The sequence below is a fragment of the Echinicola pacifica DSM 19836 genome (assembly GCF_000373245.1).
Taxonomy (GTDB): Bacteria; Bacteroidota; Bacteroidia; order Cytophagales; family Cyclobacteriaceae; genus Echinicola; species Echinicola pacifica.
Genome location: NZ_KB890750.1, coordinates 646,276 through 663,612, shown reverse-complemented (window position 1 = coordinate 663,612; position 17,337 = coordinate 646,276). Strand labels below are relative to the sequence as shown.

Annotated in this window: 12 protein-coding genes; 9 read left to right on the top strand and 3 right to left on the bottom strand. The window is 43.3% G+C overall.

Features of this window, described 5'->3' with window-relative positions; genetic code table 11:
- Positions 1-15: 15 nt before the first annotated feature.
- Genes ccoG through B050_RS0113270 form a run of 3 tightly spaced genes read left to right on the top strand, consistent with a single transcriptional unit; the run spans position 16 to position 2,580 of the window.
- Positions 16-1,431, top strand: a complete 1,416-nt coding sequence (gene ccoG / locus B050_RS0113280) for a cytochrome c oxidase accessory protein CcoG (protein ID WP_018474421.1) — start codon at positions 16-18, stop codon at positions 1,429-1,431.
- 19 nt (positions 1,432-1,450) lie between these two features.
- Positions 1,451-1,879, top strand: coding sequence for a FixH family protein (locus B050_RS0113275; RefSeq protein ID WP_026235870.1), 429 nt, complete (start codon positions 1,451-1,453; stop codon positions 1,877-1,879).
- Positions 1,876-2,580, top strand: coding sequence for a sulfite exporter TauE/SafE family protein (locus B050_RS0113270; protein ID WP_026235869.1), 705 nt, complete (start codon positions 1,876-1,878; stop codon positions 2,578-2,580). The genes B050_RS0113275 and B050_RS0113270 overlap by 4 nt, the downstream gene beginning before the upstream one ends.
- Positions 2,581-2,627: 47 nt before the next feature.
- Here B050_RS0113270 and B050_RS0113265 read toward each other — a convergent pair whose 3' ends face one another.
- Positions 2,628-3,722 (bottom strand): sialidase family protein, encoded by a 1,095-nt coding sequence (locus B050_RS0113265; RefSeq protein ID WP_157492785.1) that lies wholly within the window; start codon positions 3,720-3,722, stop codon positions 2,628-2,630.
- Between the two features lie 16 nt (positions 3,723-3,738).
- Positions 3,739-4,815 (bottom strand): substrate-binding domain-containing protein, encoded by a 1,077-nt coding sequence (locus B050_RS0113260; protein ID WP_018474417.1) that lies wholly within the window; start codon positions 4,813-4,815, stop codon positions 3,739-3,741.
- A gap of 934 nt (positions 4,816-5,749) precedes the next feature.
- Here B050_RS0113260 and B050_RS0113255 point away from each other — a divergent pair.
- From B050_RS0113255 to B050_RS0113240, 4 genes are all read left to right on the top strand, one after another.
- Positions 5,750-9,064 carry a SusC/RagA family TonB-linked outer membrane protein gene (locus B050_RS0113255; RefSeq protein ID WP_026235868.1) on the top strand — a complete coding sequence of 1,105 codons (3,315 nt, stop codon included), beginning with the start codon at positions 5,750-5,752 and terminating at the stop codon, positions 9,062-9,064.
- Between the two features lie 19 nt (positions 9,065-9,083).
- Positions 9,084-10,691: a SusD/RagB family nutrient-binding outer membrane lipoprotein gene (locus B050_RS0113250; protein ID WP_018474415.1), complete on the top strand. Its 1,608-nt coding sequence runs from the start codon at positions 9,084-9,086 to the stop codon at positions 10,689-10,691.
- Positions 10,692-12,049: 1,358 nt separating this feature from the next.
- The gene (gene dnaB / locus B050_RS0113245; RefSeq protein ID WP_018474414.1) at positions 12,050-13,648 is read left to right on the top strand and encodes a replicative DNA helicase; all 1,599 of its coding nucleotides are present in this window, start codon (positions 12,050-12,052) and stop codon (positions 13,646-13,648) included.
- Between the two features lie 188 nt (positions 13,649-13,836).
- Positions 13,837-14,838, top strand: a complete 1,002-nt coding sequence (locus tag B050_RS0113240) for a quinone oxidoreductase family protein (protein ID WP_018474413.1) — start codon at positions 13,837-13,839, stop codon at positions 14,836-14,838.
- Between the two features lies 1 nt (position 14,839).
- Here B050_RS0113240 and B050_RS0113235 read toward each other — a convergent pair whose 3' ends face one another.
- Complete coding sequence (locus tag B050_RS0113235) at positions 14,840-15,181, bottom strand: hypothetical protein (RefSeq protein WP_018474412.1); 342 nt, start codon at positions 15,179-15,181, stop codon at positions 14,840-14,842.
- Positions 15,182-15,602: 421 nt separating this feature from the next.
- Here B050_RS0113235 and B050_RS0113230 point away from each other — a divergent pair, with 421 nt between their 5' ends.
- Positions 15,603-16,340, top strand: a complete 738-nt coding sequence (locus B050_RS0113230; RefSeq protein ID WP_018474411.1) for an electron transfer flavoprotein subunit beta/FixA family protein — start codon at positions 15,603-15,605, stop codon at positions 16,338-16,340.
- A 29-nt stretch (positions 16,341-16,369) separates the two neighbouring features.
- Complete coding sequence (locus B050_RS0113225; RefSeq protein WP_018474410.1) at positions 16,370-17,335, top strand: electron transfer flavoprotein subunit alpha/FixB family protein; 966 nt, start codon at positions 16,370-16,372, stop codon at positions 17,333-17,335.
- Positions 17,336-17,337 lie beyond the last annotated feature (2 nt).

Genomic DNA, 17,337 nt, shown 5'->3' with positions numbered 1-17,337 from the left:
GATAAATCTCATAGAATGGAGCCTACTATCGATAATCTGGAAAATGAAAAGTTTCGCGACAGCTTAGCCACCGTAAGGGAAGATGGTAAAAGAAATTGGATTTATCCAAAGAAAATTACCGGCTTCTTTTTCCGGTATAGAACATACCTGAGTTGGGTTTTACTGGCCATATTATTTGCGGGGCCATTTATAAAGATCCAGGGAAAACCCCTATTGCTGCTGAATTTCTTTGAAAGGAAGTTTATCATCTTTGGGCAGGTATTCTGGCCTCAGGATACTCATATACTCTTGTTCTTACTGCTGATATTCTTCGTGTTTGTGATCCTATTCACCGTGGTATTTGGGAGGGTCTTTTGTGGCTGGGCTTGCCCGCAGACCTTATTCATGGAGATGGTTTTCCGGAAAATCGAGTATTGGATAGAAGGAACGGCTTCGCAGCAAAAAAAGCTGGATGCAATGCCGTGGAATGGAGAGAAAATCAGAAAAAAAGCGATTAAATGGTCAATATTCGGAATGATCTCCATTCTCATCGGCCATACCGCTTTGGCTTATTTGATCGGTATTGAGCAGGTCCAGCAGGCCATTATGCATCCTCCAAGTGAGAATCTCTCCACTTTTATTGGTTTAATAGCCTTTTCTGCTGCTTTCTTTATAGTCTTTACCCTATTGAGAGAGCAGGTATGTCTGGTAGCTTGCCCCTACGGAAGGCTTCAAGGGGTATTGCTGGACAAAAATTCCATCAATGTGGCTTATGATCATAAGAGAGGAGAGCCTAGAGGAAAACTTAAAAAGTCTATAAGTCTGGAAGAGAATACGGGTGATTGTGTGGACTGCGGATTATGTGTGAGTGTCTGTCCTACGGGAATAGATATCCGTCATGGCGTCCAGATGGAATGCGTAAATTGTACCGCCTGCATCGATGCCTGTGACCAGATTATGGATAAGGTGAACAGACCACAGGGGCTCATACGATATGCTTCGGAAAATTCAATTATGAGTGGCCATCAAAAGCTTCTGACGCCTAGAGTGAAGGGTTATTCGGTGGTCCTGGTGGTCTTAATGGCGGCCTTTGTAGGGCTATTGGCCACTAGAAAGGAGCTGGGAGCGACGATCACGCGGTTTCCAGGAATGACCTATCAGGAGCGCACAGATGGTAATGTCAGTAATTTATACGAGGTGACCTTCATCAATAAAACCTTCGAAGATCAGAAGGTGAGCGTTATATCTTCTGATAAGCGGTACCAGATCGAGGGAAATGATGGGGGAAGCTGGGCTCTGGAAGGAGAGTCGAGAATGGAAGGGCGCTTCTTTTTGGTGCTGGACTCCAAGGATGTACAGCAGATTAATGAAAAGGTCGAGCTGATCGTTCTTCAGAATGGGGAGGAAGCCTTTACGGTGACCACCAACTTTATGGCTCCTATGCCAAAATAAATAATCTAAAAGTAAAACTATGAACTGGGGAACTGGGATTGTCATTGTCTTTATATGTTTTACAGGGCTTCTTTTTACCCTGGTGGGGATATGTATGCAGCAAGAAGATATCCATCTGGTAAGCACAAATTATTATGCGGATGAAATCAACTATCAGGAACATATCAATCAACTCACCAATGCGGCCGAATTGGACGCAAAAGTGATGAACTATGATCGAAATAGCAAAATCCTTACCCTTGCCTTGGAGGCAGAATCAAAGGGTGAATTACATTTATTCCGGCCTTCTGATGCCGGTATGGACAGAAGAATAGCCGTACAATCTCAGCAAGGGAGTTTTCAGGAAATAGACCTGACCAGCTTGCAGCAAGGGTATTGGAAGGTGAAACTCACCTGGACCGAGGAAGGAAAAGGATATTATGAAGAGAGAAAAATCTATCTGCCATGATTTGGACTGCCTTTGTTTTGGGTTTTTTGGGGTCGTTTCACTGCATAGGAATGTGCGGCCCCATCGCTCTGGTCGCTTCCCAAAGCATCCCTGTCAAAGTATGGACTAGGAAACTCTGGTATCATATCGGCCGGGCCTGTACCTATGCGGTTTTAGGATTATTAATAGGATTAGTCGGCAAGAGCCTCCAAATGGCAGGTATCCAGCAGTCTTTGTCTATCAGCTTGGGACTGCTTATCATAGTGATGGCGGTATTTTTCCGCAAAAAGAATAAACTTCCCTCAAGCCGATTTTTCGCTGGATTTACCTCCAGCATCAAAGCTAACTTGGGTCTATGGCTAAAGCGCAAAGGAGGACTTGCATTTTTTGTTACTGGACTGGTAAATGGTTTGCTGCCCTGTGGGATGGTTTATATTGCTTTGGTCGCCACATTGGCATTATCTGATCCATGGCAGGGAAGTCTATATATGGCTGCATTCGGCTTGGGGACCACTCCCTTATTGCTAGGACTGATGCTTGGGCACAGTTTGGTAAACCTAAAATGGCGGCAAAGGATATTCAATTCCATGCCGTATTTTGCGATGTTTATCGGTGTGATGTTCATCATGAGAGGAATGGGGCTAGGACTCCATATGCTGAGCCCCGTTTTGGATTTTGGTTTTGGGGCTTCCACAGCAGACTCCATGACCATCTGTCAGTGACTCCCCCTCTGGCTTGGATCATCTATTTTAGTTTTATAGAATGGAGATTATTCCATTAGCCAACTCATGGGGTAGGAGGTAAATCTATTAATGCTATAATCATCGCTTTCATAGAAAATCCCTAGATCTCCATTGCCCAAGATGGTCATGGAGGAATAGGCGGCAGCTCCTTCATAGACGGTTTTGACAATAGGCCATGACCTTCCCCCATCTTTGCTGACCCTGATTTGCAAGTTTTTTCTCTCTTTAGCATCATTGAGATTACTGAAAAGGAGTAATTCTTCCCCCGCGGATGTGGTATAAGTGATCAGACTGGCATTACAACTAGGATCTGTCAATTGGGTCAATTTACTTGTGGTCCAGGTTTCGCCCTTGTCGGTAGATACATGTTGGTATCTATACCCGGCGCCATTGACACGGCTATTGATCATCCAGCTTCCATCTGCTAAGCTTATGATCTTAGATTCATCAAAGGGCTGAATAGCTCTTGGTTTTACAAACCAACTCATTCCATGATCCTCCGACCCAAATACAAAACCTCCCTTCTCAAGGTTGACAATGGTATGTAAAATCGTGCCTTCGGGACTTTGATAAGCTCTGCCCGAAGTGATGAATTTAAAGTCATTTTCCCAGCCATCTAATGACAATTGCTCAGTGAGATCCTCTGGGGCAGACCAGGTCTCTCCATGATCCTCACTTTTTATCATATGAAAGAAATAACGGTCCTTAGCTTTATCCAGGTCCATATAATTATAAAACAGGAAAATTGTACCCCTTTGCTGGTCCACCACCATAGAAGGATCTGATGCCGATTGGCCATAAGGGAAATCCACTATTTTCTCTATTGGCAGCCATGTTTTTCCATTATCCAGGCTGCGCCGGATGACGATATTGATATCTTTAGAATATTTGAGGTCTCCACAGTTGGGTACTCGCTGGTCAATGGCTGCGATAAGGTGGCCATTACGAGCAGTCACCAAGGCAGGAATTCTGTAGCAGACTACTCCTTCCTCTTGTCCAGAATAGAATAAACTTACCGTGTTGGAATCCGGTCCTCCATGATGCTCCTGGGAGAAGGTAGCTGTGGAGCCCATACTATAGATGAAAAATAAGGTAGTAAGAAACGGTATAGAATGGAGCATAAGAGGTGGTTTGATATTATTGGTTGAGGATCTGCGCGCAGGTATATGAATCAATGTTTTCTCTTGTAATGATCTCCAGAGGAAACAGCTCCTTTTTGGGGGGTGGGTTTTTAAATAATAGATGATGTGCAAGGTGATAAACCCCTCTATAAAGCTGTTTGTTTGGACTTTGATTGATCAGAAATTCAATTTCACCAGACCGAAGTAAGTCTATATTATCTTGAATAAGGTCATAACCTACAATCTTGATGTCCTTCAGATGGTTGTTTCTCAGGACTTCGGCAGTCTTTTTTGCTCCGGAGGAGGTAGGGATGAATAATCCTTTGACCTCAAATTCATTTATTGCTTTTAGCAAAGAGGCTTCAAACAATTCCTGAGTATGAGCATTTATCAAGATGGAAGTCGTTTTCTGAGGGGAGGCGAGGGCCTTGCAATAGTCATTAAATCCATTTTCCTTGTCTTGAAAGTGGATAGAATGCTGGATACTTTGCACGATGTGGAGGGTGGCAAGACTACCTTTTTGATCATGACATACCAGGTTCAGTAGGGATGCGGCTAATCGACCACTTTGATAGAGGTCCTGGCCAATAAATGCCAGCGGGTCAGCTTCAGTGATCAGGGTGTTGAAATGAATGAAAGGAATATTCATCACTTTCAGTTTTTTAGAAAAAGTTAGAGCCTCCGGCAAATAGATCGGGGCGCTGATTACGGCATCGGGATTACAGGCGAGCAGCCGTTCGGATTCCTTATGGTAAGAATCAGCATTATGTAATTCAAAATAGAATGGCAGGATCTCTATATGGTAGGGTTGCCATTCCTTTTGGGTACTTCCCAATGCGCTTAGCGCCAGATTCCAATAAGGATCCTCATCAAGGTGAGGGGCGAGTAAGGCTATTTTAAAAACTTTATTGGAGCCTAAGGTTTTGGCCAGTAGGTTTGGCGTATAATTGATTTCTTTGAGCACTTTTTCCACCTTAGCTTTAGAGACCTCAGATACTTTTCCTCTTTCGTGTATGACTCGATCCACAGTACCTACCGACACCCCGGACAGCTTGGCGATATCTTTAATTCTTATAATCTTGTTTTTGTCCATATAGACTTCTGTTTATTCAGGGCTTGTATAATGAAAAAATTGAACCTGCCCAAAATACTAATTTTTTTTAAGCCTTGATTCTATTTTTATCATTAATAGCTCAATAAAAGGATTTACTTAAGAAAATTATAGAAAATGACCTTCTTTTTTTACGCTTTTTGGCGATGGCTAAGCACTGCTTCCATAAGACTAAAACAGGCCCTTTCCTATTAGCTATTATGGAATAGGAGTGGAGGATTGAGAGGGTTGAGTGAATAGGTCATGGCCGTTAAATTTTCCATTCAATGATTCCCAATAGTAATAACCTAAAGACTGATTGCTTATCTCCCTTTTTTTTTAATGAATATCAGCTCTCGGAATAGCGTGAAAGACCAGCTGAATTTCGATACATAACAGTATAATTTCCGTGGAGAAGCTTTTGAATCCTTTGGCCTAGAGGCAATGAATTTCATACCGCCTCCAAAAATAATTTTCGAGGTCCTCTAATCGTCACAATTGGGAATGGTTAGAACAGCTTATTACGGAAATGTTAATAAATGACTAGAAAAGTAATGAGAACACTTATCATTATTGGCCTTTGTTGAATAAGTGATAATTACCAAGGGATTATAGGTAAAAAGACCTATCTGCCAAAGGATTGATACCGTTTATGTTTGCGTGAACAAAACATTTGTGTGCGCACACAAAAGGTCATGTTAATTTTTGATTAACAATTTTTAATACTTAATTTGGCCTGGTAAAAAATAATAAAAGTATCCTTTATTCACCTAAATAATTGCCTATGACCTATATACAATTAAATAAAAATAGTAAATGATACATCAACCAAATTTGTAAAGAGAGCAATCGGTAACTCTATCCACAGCAAGAGTTAAACATTCCCTTTTTTTAGGGGATTAGAATGAGAATTTATAATGCAAACCACATTAAATTTATGAAATACAAATTTTTACTAATCACATTATTGTGCTTAGGTATGGGACTATCCGCCTGGGCACAAGAGACCTCTATCACAGGGGTGATTTCCGATGATAATGGGGAGGCCATCCCGGGTGCGAGTGTGAGAGTAGTCGATACTACCCTGGGCACCGTGACTGATTTGGATGGGAACTACCTCATCAAGGTTCCTGCCGGCAGTACTAAATTGACTTATTCCTTTGTGGGTTTTGAAGCTCAGGAAGTGGAAATAGGAGGCAGAACCACCATTGATATTATGCTAATGCCAAGTGTAAATGACCTCCAGGAAGTGGTGGTTACCGGCGCCATGGGAATCGAAAAGGATCCACGGAAACTTGGCTATGCGGTGTCCACCGTCAGCTCCAAGGATATCGTGAAATCTTCTCCGACGAATGTAGCTTCCGCACTTTATGCTAAAGCTCCTGGCGTGTCCATCTCCTCCAATGCTGGTGGTGCCACCAGTGCAGTAGCAGTGCAGATTCGTGGATTGAGTTCTATCAACTATCAGAGTCAGCCTTTATTGGTGGTGGATGGGGTGATCTCCCGAAATGGCGAGGCAAACAACGAAGGTTTTTGGGGAAATCCTCGTATCCGTGGTAATGGATTACTAGATATCAACCCTGAGAATATTGAAAGCATCAACATCCTGAAAGGCGCGGCAGCTTCTGCCTTATATGGTTCTGATGCTGCGGCAGGGGTGATTATCATCACCACCAAAGACGGAGGTCAGAGCAAGGGACTGGGCGTGGACTTCAATATGTCTTATGGTATAGAGGAAGTAGGCGTTTTGCCAGACGTTCAGAATGTGTTTGGACCTGGTAGAGAGCGTTCTTATAATTTGGCGCGAGGAACAGACGAAGAAGGTTTTGTGACTAGAAACGTCAATGGCCAGGAGGTGCAGTCACCATTATGGCAGACTTGGGGCCAATTTGGACCTAAGCTGGATGGTAGAGATGTTTACTATTGGGATGGAGAGATTCGCCCTTTTGTAGCACACGAGGATAATATGAAGAATTTTTATAACACCGGTCACAGTGGTATTTATAATGTGGCGATCTCCAATGGTTCGGATATATCCAACTACAGATTGTCCTATACCCGAAATGACTATCAGGGTGTGATGGAAGGTGGCCCTCAGGGCAAGAATACCTTTAGCTTGAACTCAAAGTACCAAATAGATCCTAAGGTGAACGTGGACATGGTGGCTACTTATATCAATGAGAAAGTGACCAACCGACCTTATATGGTGGATCGTCTGACCAATAACTATACAGGTTTCCTCAATCCAGCTAATGATATCACCTGGTATCAGGAGAAATATAAGACTAGCAAGGGCTATAAGTACATCGCTGCCGGCGATAATGTATATGACCCTGAAGAGGCTTTTGCCCTTCCTGTAAATGGATTGGACTATATGGATTACTACTGGAATCAAAGAGAGAAGGAATATGTGGAGAATACCAATCGCCTCATGGGAGCTCTTACTTTGACCTATGATATCCTGGATAACCTGACCGTAAGAGGTCGGGTGGGTACAGATTATACTGGCTATGTTACTGAGAATAAAGAGCCAAATACGGTTCCTCTTACTGTGAATAACACCGGTTCGTATAGCACAGAGAATAATAGATACAGCATATTCTACGGTGATCTATTGGTAAGCTATAATGTGGATATCAACCCAGACCTCGGTTTAAACTTGCGTGCAGGTTACCAGGCGAGAGAGGAAAACTACCGCTATGCCCGTCAAAGCACCCAAGGTGGACTTACCGAAAGAAACTGGTATAGCTTCAATGCATCTAGGACCTTACCTACAGTGGACAAGGGATATACCCGTCGTCAGACCTTGGTGAAGGATGGTATTTTCTTTATGGCTTCATTGGACGTGAAGAACTATCTATTCCTGGAGACTTCTATCAGACAGGAGAGGACTTCTACACTTTATTATGACAATAATAAATTCGTGTATCCTTCCATCAGTGCAGCATTTGAATTGAGCCAGGTGGCGGACCTTCCAGAGATCATCTCCTACAGTAAAATCCGCAGTTCCTTCGGTATAGTGGGTAATCCTGCCAGACCTTATGATGCCAATGTGGCTTACAGCGCTTCCAGTATTGACGGAAGACCCGCTCTATATCCATTGACTAATTACGGAAACAATGGCTTGAAAAACGAAATCAAGAATGAGGCAGAAATAGGTTGGGAAAACAAATTTGCCAACAACCGTTTTGGCTTGGACCTGACCTATTATTATAATACGGTCAATGATATGATCCTCAGTTTACAGGTGCCTGCATCGACAGGAGCTGGTTATGTACTTTCCAATGTGGGTAATATGAAAAACTACGGTTGGGAAATTGGCTTATCCGCCACGGCTATTCAGACGAAGAACTGGAACTGGGATATCCAGGTCAACACCGGTATCAACCGTAATGAGATCACGGAGTTGATGCCAGGCTTAGAGACCTTGATCCACTCCCGTCCGGATAATGGTTCCCTGCAATTGGTGTCCCGTAAGGGAGAGCCTGCCGGTGATATCATGGGCTATACGCTGAGCAGAAATGAAAATGGTGAGTTATTGGTAGGCGAAGATGGATTTTATATTCCTGACTATGAAAACCTAGTGAAATTAGGGAATGTGCAGCCAAAAGCTTCTGGTGGATTGATCAATAATATTACTTATAAAAGCTTCAACCTAAACGCAGTAATCGATTATAAGTGGGGCGGACAGGTTTATTCTCCTGCTATTCAGTATGCGAGAAGTGCCGGGATGTATGAAGAAACCTTATTCGGCAGAAGTGAGGAGTATGGTGGATTGCCGTATTATGAAGATGCCAATGGCAATTATATCGGAGCTGAAGGCATGTCGAATGGGCCGAATGGTGAGACCATCTACCATGATGGTATGATCATGGACGGGGTGACTGCCACTGGTGAAGAAAATACTACCATCGTAGATGCGCCAAACTACTACCTGAACACTTACTATTGGGGATCTTACCCAGGCTCAGGTCTGGCAGGTACTTATGAGTCAGCGGTATTTGATAATAATTTCATCAAAATGCGTGAACTGGTATTGTCTTATACCCTTCCAAAGAGCATCGTAAGTAAGCTTAGCATCCAAAATATGACTGTTTCGGCCTATGGTAGAAACTTGTTTTACTTCTATAAGACACTTCCTCACCTGGATCCTGAGGCATCTGTAGGAACCAATTACCTTACCAGAGGCAATATCGGTAACGGTGGTGTAGTGCCACGCTCTTATGGTGTTTCTATCAGAGCATCTTTCTAATTCACAAAGGATACAACGTATGAAAATGATAAAATTTAATTGGAGATCTCTCCTTATACTCCTGGCGACAGGGGCGACAATAAGCTGCTCAGAAGCTGATTTTGAGGATAACTATTACGATCCCGAAAAGTCAGTGGACGCCACCATGGAGAAGTTGTTTACAGGTTTCATGTATAACCAAAGCATGGAAAACAGGAACACTAGCTTCCCTCGTTATTGGAATTTGACCACTTATCAGATTCCGATGATGGGGACTTATTCTCAGACAAATGGATACCTCAATAATACCAGCATCTATGAGCAGGCTACTGCTTATAATCAGGACCGTTGGGATTATTACTATACCGCTTTCATGGCTAGTTTCAGAGAACTGGAGAATCAGTATGAAGCCATCGAGGACGAGGAAGAAAAAGCGCAGGCAAAGCTATTCATCGAAACTGCCAAAATCCACCTTTATGAGCAGACTTCTCAGATGGTGGATACCTGGGGTGATATTCCTTTCTCGCAAGCGGGTGGCCTTATCGCCACAGGTGGGGATATTGTCAAGCCAAAGTATGATAAGGCGGAGGAAATTTACTCTTCCATGATCGATGATCTGAAGGTGATTTCTGACTACCTCAATGACTATCAGCCAATCGGCTTTTACAAAGCAATATTCGATAATGCTGATATCCTAAATCAGGGCGATGTACAGAAATGGAAAATTTATGCCAATTCTCTTCGCTTGCGGTTGGCCATGCGGATCTCATACTACGATGAGGCTAAAGCCCAACAAATAGTGGCTGAGATCCTTGACAATCCATCAGTATATCCAGTGGTAAATAACGTGAGTGAGACCGTGCAGTTTGTGGCTAGAGGTACTGAGCTGAACTCAGTGCTGAATCACCATGGAGGCGGAATCAAGGATGCGACGATAGGTCTTCCAGCACCTGGATATATGGTCAATGACCTAATGGTGCCAAGCATGGATCCTAGATTGAGAGCGATGTTTGCTGAAAACAAATATGGTGACTATGTAGGGGTGCCGAATGACTGGACACTGGCAAGACAGCAGGATTCTTTGCAGGTAAATTATTTCTCCCGTATCGATTCCGCTACATATAGCAGAAATGACAAATTCCCGGGTATCATCATCACCGCAGCGGAAATCAGCTTATTCAAAGCAGAAGCAGCGGAAAGATGGGGTCTTGGTGGAGATGCTGCCCTGGCTTATGAGAACGGCATCAGACAATCTATCGATTTTCTATTCTATATCAATAGCCTGAATGATAATGCCGATAATACCAGCTTTACTCCGGAAACCGCTCCAACAGCAGCCGAAATTGAGCAGTTTTTGGCTAGCGAGCTGATCGCTTATACTGGCAGCAGTCAGGATAAACTGGCTAAGATAGGGACACAGCAATGGCTAAACCATGGCTTGATGTACGCTTATCATGCTTGGTCTGAACTGAGAAGAACAGGCTATCCAGCCTTGAACTTCATAGAGGACGAGAGTTCCTTTCAGTCATCTCTTCCTCCAACTCGACTGCTATACCCAGAGACCGAGCGTACGCTCAACGCTGAAAACTACAGTGAGGTGGCCTCTGAGGATAAGGTGGATGTGAAGATATTCTGGGATGTGAACTAAGTTCCTGAAAATTTAGATAAGAATTGGTTTGACTAAAGGCCCTGCAGCGTAATGCTCAGGGCTTTTTTTATGCTTAAAATACCAAAAGTCTGAAAGTGACCAAATTATGTTTTTCCAGCTATTGAAAACTTGATAATGAAATAGTCCAAAATGCGTTTTCTATTTCGATATATGTAATATTTTAAGTTGATATTTGCTGAATATGTAAAAATATATTTATTTTATTGAAATAATTTGAATTTACACGAAACTGCTTTACATTTGTATCATAAGGAAAAGACAAAAGAGTCTTTATATACTGTAGGATGTTGAAATTGGCAGACAAGCCCTCCTGTCTCGGGGGTGGAGATGCTAGGATAAAGCAAATATCGAGCTCGTGTTTTGCCTAACTACTCCGTGGAGGTTCGAGTCCTTCTCCTACAGCAGGTTATTTTGGGTTTATTGTTAATTGACTAAGGCTATGAGATATTGTTTCATAGCTTTTTTATTTTTATACCTTTTTAGTTTTCAAGCCAGCTGCTCTTAAAGTACTTACTAATTATCCACCATCTTCCTTGTTGGAAATTTCTTTTTCCCGGAATTGGAGTCCTTAAAATCAAACTGTCTTTCCCTGAATCCAACTACCATTCAAACCTTTACTACCCTCTCGTGTTTTCCCCAATAATTTGAAGAACTATAGTGTGGCGCTTGCTTATTCATGATGGAAACATTGTCTGATATTCGCTATAGTCATTGAGGGTAGGTTTACATATTTTAAGGAGAATAGAGGAGAAAATGTGCTAGGAAGCTCCATCCCTTGGCCCTTGATGGTGACGGTTTTGGGGCTATTATGGAGGCCGTAAAGTAATGGGTGCTAGCTCGCGTCGTGGAACAGCGAGATCCGCACTATTCAGGCCAGAATAATAGGACCAAAATTAAACGGGTTGAAAGTACTTTATGGCCAGGGGAAATCGTATCCCATTTTAAAGTCAGCATCAGAGGCATGTAAAATTTTGCGATTAGAATTTTATCTCCATGAATGAAGGCAGTTGTCCACACTATTTTGATAGCCTATAAATTAATTTACCTCCTAATCAAAGCAATGATTGTTGGCCAAAACACAGTAATGAGCTTATGATAATGCTGTTTATTCCTAGGGAGGTGAAGTAATAGGAGGGATCTGCCTTTTTCAGACTGTTTTTATTGCTGGGGACATAAGTAAGCTTATGGTAAGAGCTGGGGATAAGGATTATTATATTAAAAATCTACAGGAAGGATCTGGCCTGTACAGTGCTGATTAATAGGGCTTAATGGTTTTGTTGATAACACGTTGGTAAATTGTTTATAATGTTTCATTTAAAGCCACTAACTTTGTAAATATGGCAGATAGAAATACCACAGGTAAAGACCGTAATGGATATAAGAGGTTGGGCGGAAGTGACCCCATGCAGCTGGGAAGTGTTGGGAAAATTCCCCCGCAGGCGATAGACTTGGAAGAGGCTGTTTTGGGAGCATTGATGCTGGAGAAAGAGGCCATTACTGCGGTGGTGGATATTCTGAAGCCAGACAGTTTTTATAAAGACGCACATAAGGAAATTTATGACGCTATTCTTCTGCTCTTCAATGAAAGTGAGCCGATAGATATGCTTACGGTAACGAATAAGCTGCGTAAGACGGGGAAATTGGAAGTCTCCGGCGGGGCTTATTATATTACAGAGCTGACGACGAAGATCTCCTCGGCAGCGAATATAGAATATCACGCCAGGATCATCACGGAGATGGCGATGAAGCGCCATATGATCCGTATATGCTCTGAGATACAGAAAGAAGCGTATGAGGATACCACCGATGTATTTGAGCTTCTGGATACGATGGAGCAGTCACTTTTTGAGATCTCCGAAAACAATATTCGTAAGAACTATGCGGATATGAAATCCATCATGCGTGAGGCCATTGCCGAACTGGAAGGTAAAAAAGACCTTACGGATGGGCTCACAGGTGTGCCTAGTGGCTTTACCGCCCTGGATAGGGTGACCTCGGGATGGCAAAAATCAGATTTGGTAATTATAGCTGCCCGTCCAGCGATGGGGAAAACGGCCTTCGTATTATCAGTATTGAGAAATGCGGCGGTGGATCACAGCCGCCCCGTAGCGATCTTCTCCTTGGAGATGTCCGCCATTCAGCTGGTAAATCGTCTCATATCCTCTGAAGCTGAGCTTGATTCAGAAAAAATCAAAAAAGGTAACCTGGCGGATTATGAATGGGAACAGCTGATCCATAAAACTAATAAATTGTCTTCCGCTCCATTGTTTGTGGATGACACGCCTGCATTGTCCATTCTCGAATTAAGGGCAAAGTGCCGTAGGCTAAAAGCCCAAAGTGATATTCAGATGATCGTAGTCGATTACCTTCAGCTGATGTCTGGTGACTCCAAGTCCAGTGCAAGTGGAAACAGGGAGCAGGAGATTTCGAGTATTTCCCGAGCGCTGAAGAAAATTGCGAAGGAGCTTGAAGTGCCTGTGATCGCTCTTTCTCAGTTGTCAAGGGCTGTGGAAACCAGGGGCGGTGATAAGCGACCGCAGCTATCGGATTTGAGGGAATCAGGAGCGATCGAGCAGGATGCCGATATCGTAATGTTCCTTTATCGTCCCGAATATTATGGGATCAATGAAGATGAAGATGGAAATAGCACCTTGGGTACAGGCGAAGTAATTATCGCCAAGCACAGAAGTGGTTCCCTGGAGACCGTAAGGTTGAGATTTATCGGTAAATACACTAAATTCTGTGATCTGGAGCTTAATGTGCCCTTCCAGCCTCAGGCTCAGGAGGCGCTGTATGGACAGAAATTCCCAAGTGCAGCAGGGGGTAAGGACTTTGATGATTCCAATATGATAAGGATACAAAGTAAGGCGAATGGTCCCGATGAGGATCCTGGCTTCCCGGGAGGTCTGGGTAGTAATGAACCGGCGCCTTTCTAATATTGATAACACTTATAAAAGCTTCCACTAACTGTTGGGAGCTTTTTTTTTGAAGTTTTATGGGATTTATGGATGGTAAGATCTTTGAGGGTTTATTTTTGAGTAGTAAATAGTACAAATCCTTATGACAGAAATTAGGGTGCAAAGCAGATAAACTGAAAATTCACGAACCAATAACATATATAAGCATGAGAGCATTAGTTTTAGATCAAAAAAGCAGTTTTGGTATATCAATAAGTGAGGTAAATCTACCTGCCCTGGCTCCAGGTGAGGTAAGGGTTAAGGTAAAGTCTGCCGCCCTTAACCATCGGGATGAATGGTGCCGACAGGGGAAATATCCTGGAATTAAGGATGGAATCATTCTTGGCTCTGACGGAGCGGGTATAGTGGAAGAAATTGGTGAAGGGGTAGATGAGGACTGGCTAGGTAGGGCCGTGATTATTAATCCTGCTCATTTTTGGGGCGATGATCAGGCGGTACAGTCGGGGGACTTTCAGATCCTTGGCATGCCCTCCAATGGGACTTTGGCGGAATATATCCATATCGAGGCTAGCCGGCTAGTGGATAAGCCTTCGCATATGTCTTTTGAGGAGGCAGCAGCATTGCCGCTTGCGGGGGTGACTGCTTATAGGGCCTTGTTTTATCATGGCAATATCACCGCAGGGAAGAAAGTGCTCATCTCTGGTTTTGGTGGTGGTGTGGCGCAGTTTGCCTGCCAGTTTGCTCTTGCGGTTGGAGCGGATGTGTATGTTACCAGCAGCAGCGCCGCAAAACTCGAAAAAGCCGTGGACCTGGGGGCCAAAGGGGGATTTAATTACCGTGCAGAAAACTGGGTCGAGGAAGCGCTGGTACGTAGTGATGGTTTTGATATCATCATAGACTCGGCGATGGGAGCAGGTGTGAATGACCTTCTCAAGCTACTCAGTCCTGCGGGTAAATTGATATTTTATGGAGCCACCCTAGGCAATCCTGAGGCGATAGATGCACGAAGGATTTTTTGGAACCAGCTTACGCTGCAAGGGACCACTATGGGTAGCGATATAGATTTTAGTAATATGATCGATTTTGTGAGTCTGCACCACATCATCCCCATCATAGATCAGGTGACTGATCTAAATGGGGCAGAAGAGGCTTTTTTGAAGATGAATAAGGGAGAACAAATGGGAAAATTAGTTCTCAACCTGGATTAAATTATTCCAGATCATGCTCGAAGAGGAAGTTTTGAAAGGCATTTTGAAGCTCCCTTCGAGCGTGAAAATCCTGCTGCTTATAAGCGAGATCCACTCCTTTTTCATAGGTATGGCGAGCTTCTTCCAGCATATTGTACTCAGTATATAAGGCAGCAGCGTGGTAATAAGTGGGCAGATAATCAGGATGTTGCTCGAGAAGAATATTGAAATACTTCAGGGCATCATCTTCCTTGTCTTCCTTGAGGTATTCTAATGCCAGTGCATAATAGTTGAAGGGGGCCTGCGGGTCTTCTTTTATATACTGTAGCAGTGATTCTTTTCTTGTGTTGGTTGTATCGCTCATGATAGGATTATAGTTTGGTTATTTTAAAGAATTTTATGCCATCACCATGCCAAAATTATCTTTTTTAGGACAGTTTTACCTTAGTTCTGTAGTTTTAGTTGTATTAAGCAGTCAAAAGCCTTTGGTTTTCAATGGCTTCCATTGTGAATCAAGAGGTTAAGGTAGTGATATAATAATTGGTTATCGAGGAGCGGTAAAATCATCCTTTTAGTTATAGGTAATCAGGTGCCTTTTTTTTAATTTTGGGCACATCTTCAATAGAATAGGGAAGAGGTAGGCTAAAATAATCTGCTGATTTGGTGATTTTTTAGTTTAATAGATACTTTATACTCGCTCTTAGTCGGTGGAGCTTCTATTATAGGAAAAGCGCTGACAAGGGGGAGGAATTTTGAATAAATTTGCTAACCAATATAACAACGATATGAAAATTCTGGTCTGTATAACTCATGTGCCGGATACCACATCCAAAATCCAATTTACCGATAATAACACTAAGTTTGACAAGACGGGTGTTCAGTATATAATAGGTCCTTACGATGATTATGCTTTGGCCCGTGCGGTTGAGCTTAGAGATCAGACGGGAGGCAAGCTCACGGTACTGAATGTCGGTGAGGCCGAGACCGAGCCTACGCTTCGCAAGGCTTTGGCTATTGGCGCGGATGAGGCAGTCCGGATCAATGCTGAACCTACTGATGCGTTTTTTGTGGCGACCCAAATCGCGAATCATGCTAAGGAAATTGGTTATGATATGATATTAATGGGCAGAGAGTCGATCGATTTCAATGGAGGTATGGTCCATGGAATGGTTGCTGAATTATTGGGGATGCCATCGGTATCGCCAGTGATGAAGCTGGATTTGGAAGGAGATACAGCCAAAATCGCTCGTGAGATAGAAGGCGGCAAGGAATATCTGGAGATCAAGCTACCTTTTGTTGCTGGATGTCAAGAGCCTATCGCTGAGTGGAAAATACCAAATATGAGAGGCATCATGTCTGCTCGCTCTAAGCCACTTCAGGTGCAGGAACTGAGCGGAGACGTAGTGGCGACTAAGACTGTAGCCTATGAAATGCCTCCTGCCAAGGGTGCTGTGAAGCTTATTGACAGCAATAATGTACAGGAGTTGGTGGAGCTGTTGAAGTCAGAGGCCAAGGTATTGTAATTTTTTTCAACCATTAAAATGATAATCCAATGTCAATTATAGTATATATAGAGCATATCGAAGGGGCAATAAAGAAGACCTCTTTAGAAGCTGCATCCTATGCCAGCGCCTTGGCGGAACAGCAGGGAGTGGACGCAAAGGGCGTTGTGTTGGGTACAGTAAGTGAGGACCAGTTGGCCTCAGTGGGTACTGCAGGGCTAAGCACAGTATATCATGTGAATGATGATCAGCTAAACGCCGGGGTCATTCAGGCTCATGCTGAAGCTGTGGCTCAGGCCTTCGAAAAGGCTGGAGCCGACACGCTTATCCTCGCCAAGTCCTCATTGGGCGATGCTGTTGCAGCCCGCCTAGCGGTCAAATTGGATGCAGGATATATTTCCAATGTGGTGGCTTTGCCTTCTACTTCTGGCACTTATACGGTCAAGAGAAGTATATATACCGGCAAAGCCTTTGCAGAATCAGAGATCACCAAGACGAATAAGATTTTAGGGGTAAAGAAAAATGCCGTTCCTTTGAAGACTGATGGAGCTCCAGCCAGTGTAGAAGCTTTGGAAGTGAACCTATCGGAAGGAGCTTTTGCAGCCAAGATCACCTCTATAGACAAGGCCAATGACGAGATTCCACTTCCGGAAGCAGATATAGTGGTATCTGGTGGTCGTGGAATGAAAGGTCCTGAAAACTGGAATCTGATAGAAGACCTGGCGAAAGCCTTAGGCGCAGCCACGGGCTGTTCTAAGCCAGTATCGGATAGCGGATGGAGACCTCATCATGAGCACGTAGGACAAACTGGTGTAAAAGTAGCCCCAACTTTATACGTGGCAGTTGGAATTTCAGGAGCGATTCAACATCTTGCAGGAGTAAATGCCTCTAAGTATATCGTAGTGATCAATAAAGATCCTGAAGCGCCATTCTTTAAAGCCGCAGATTACGGTATTGTTGGAGATGCATTTGAGGTATTACCTAAATTAACAGAGGCTATAAAAGCTGTAAAATAATT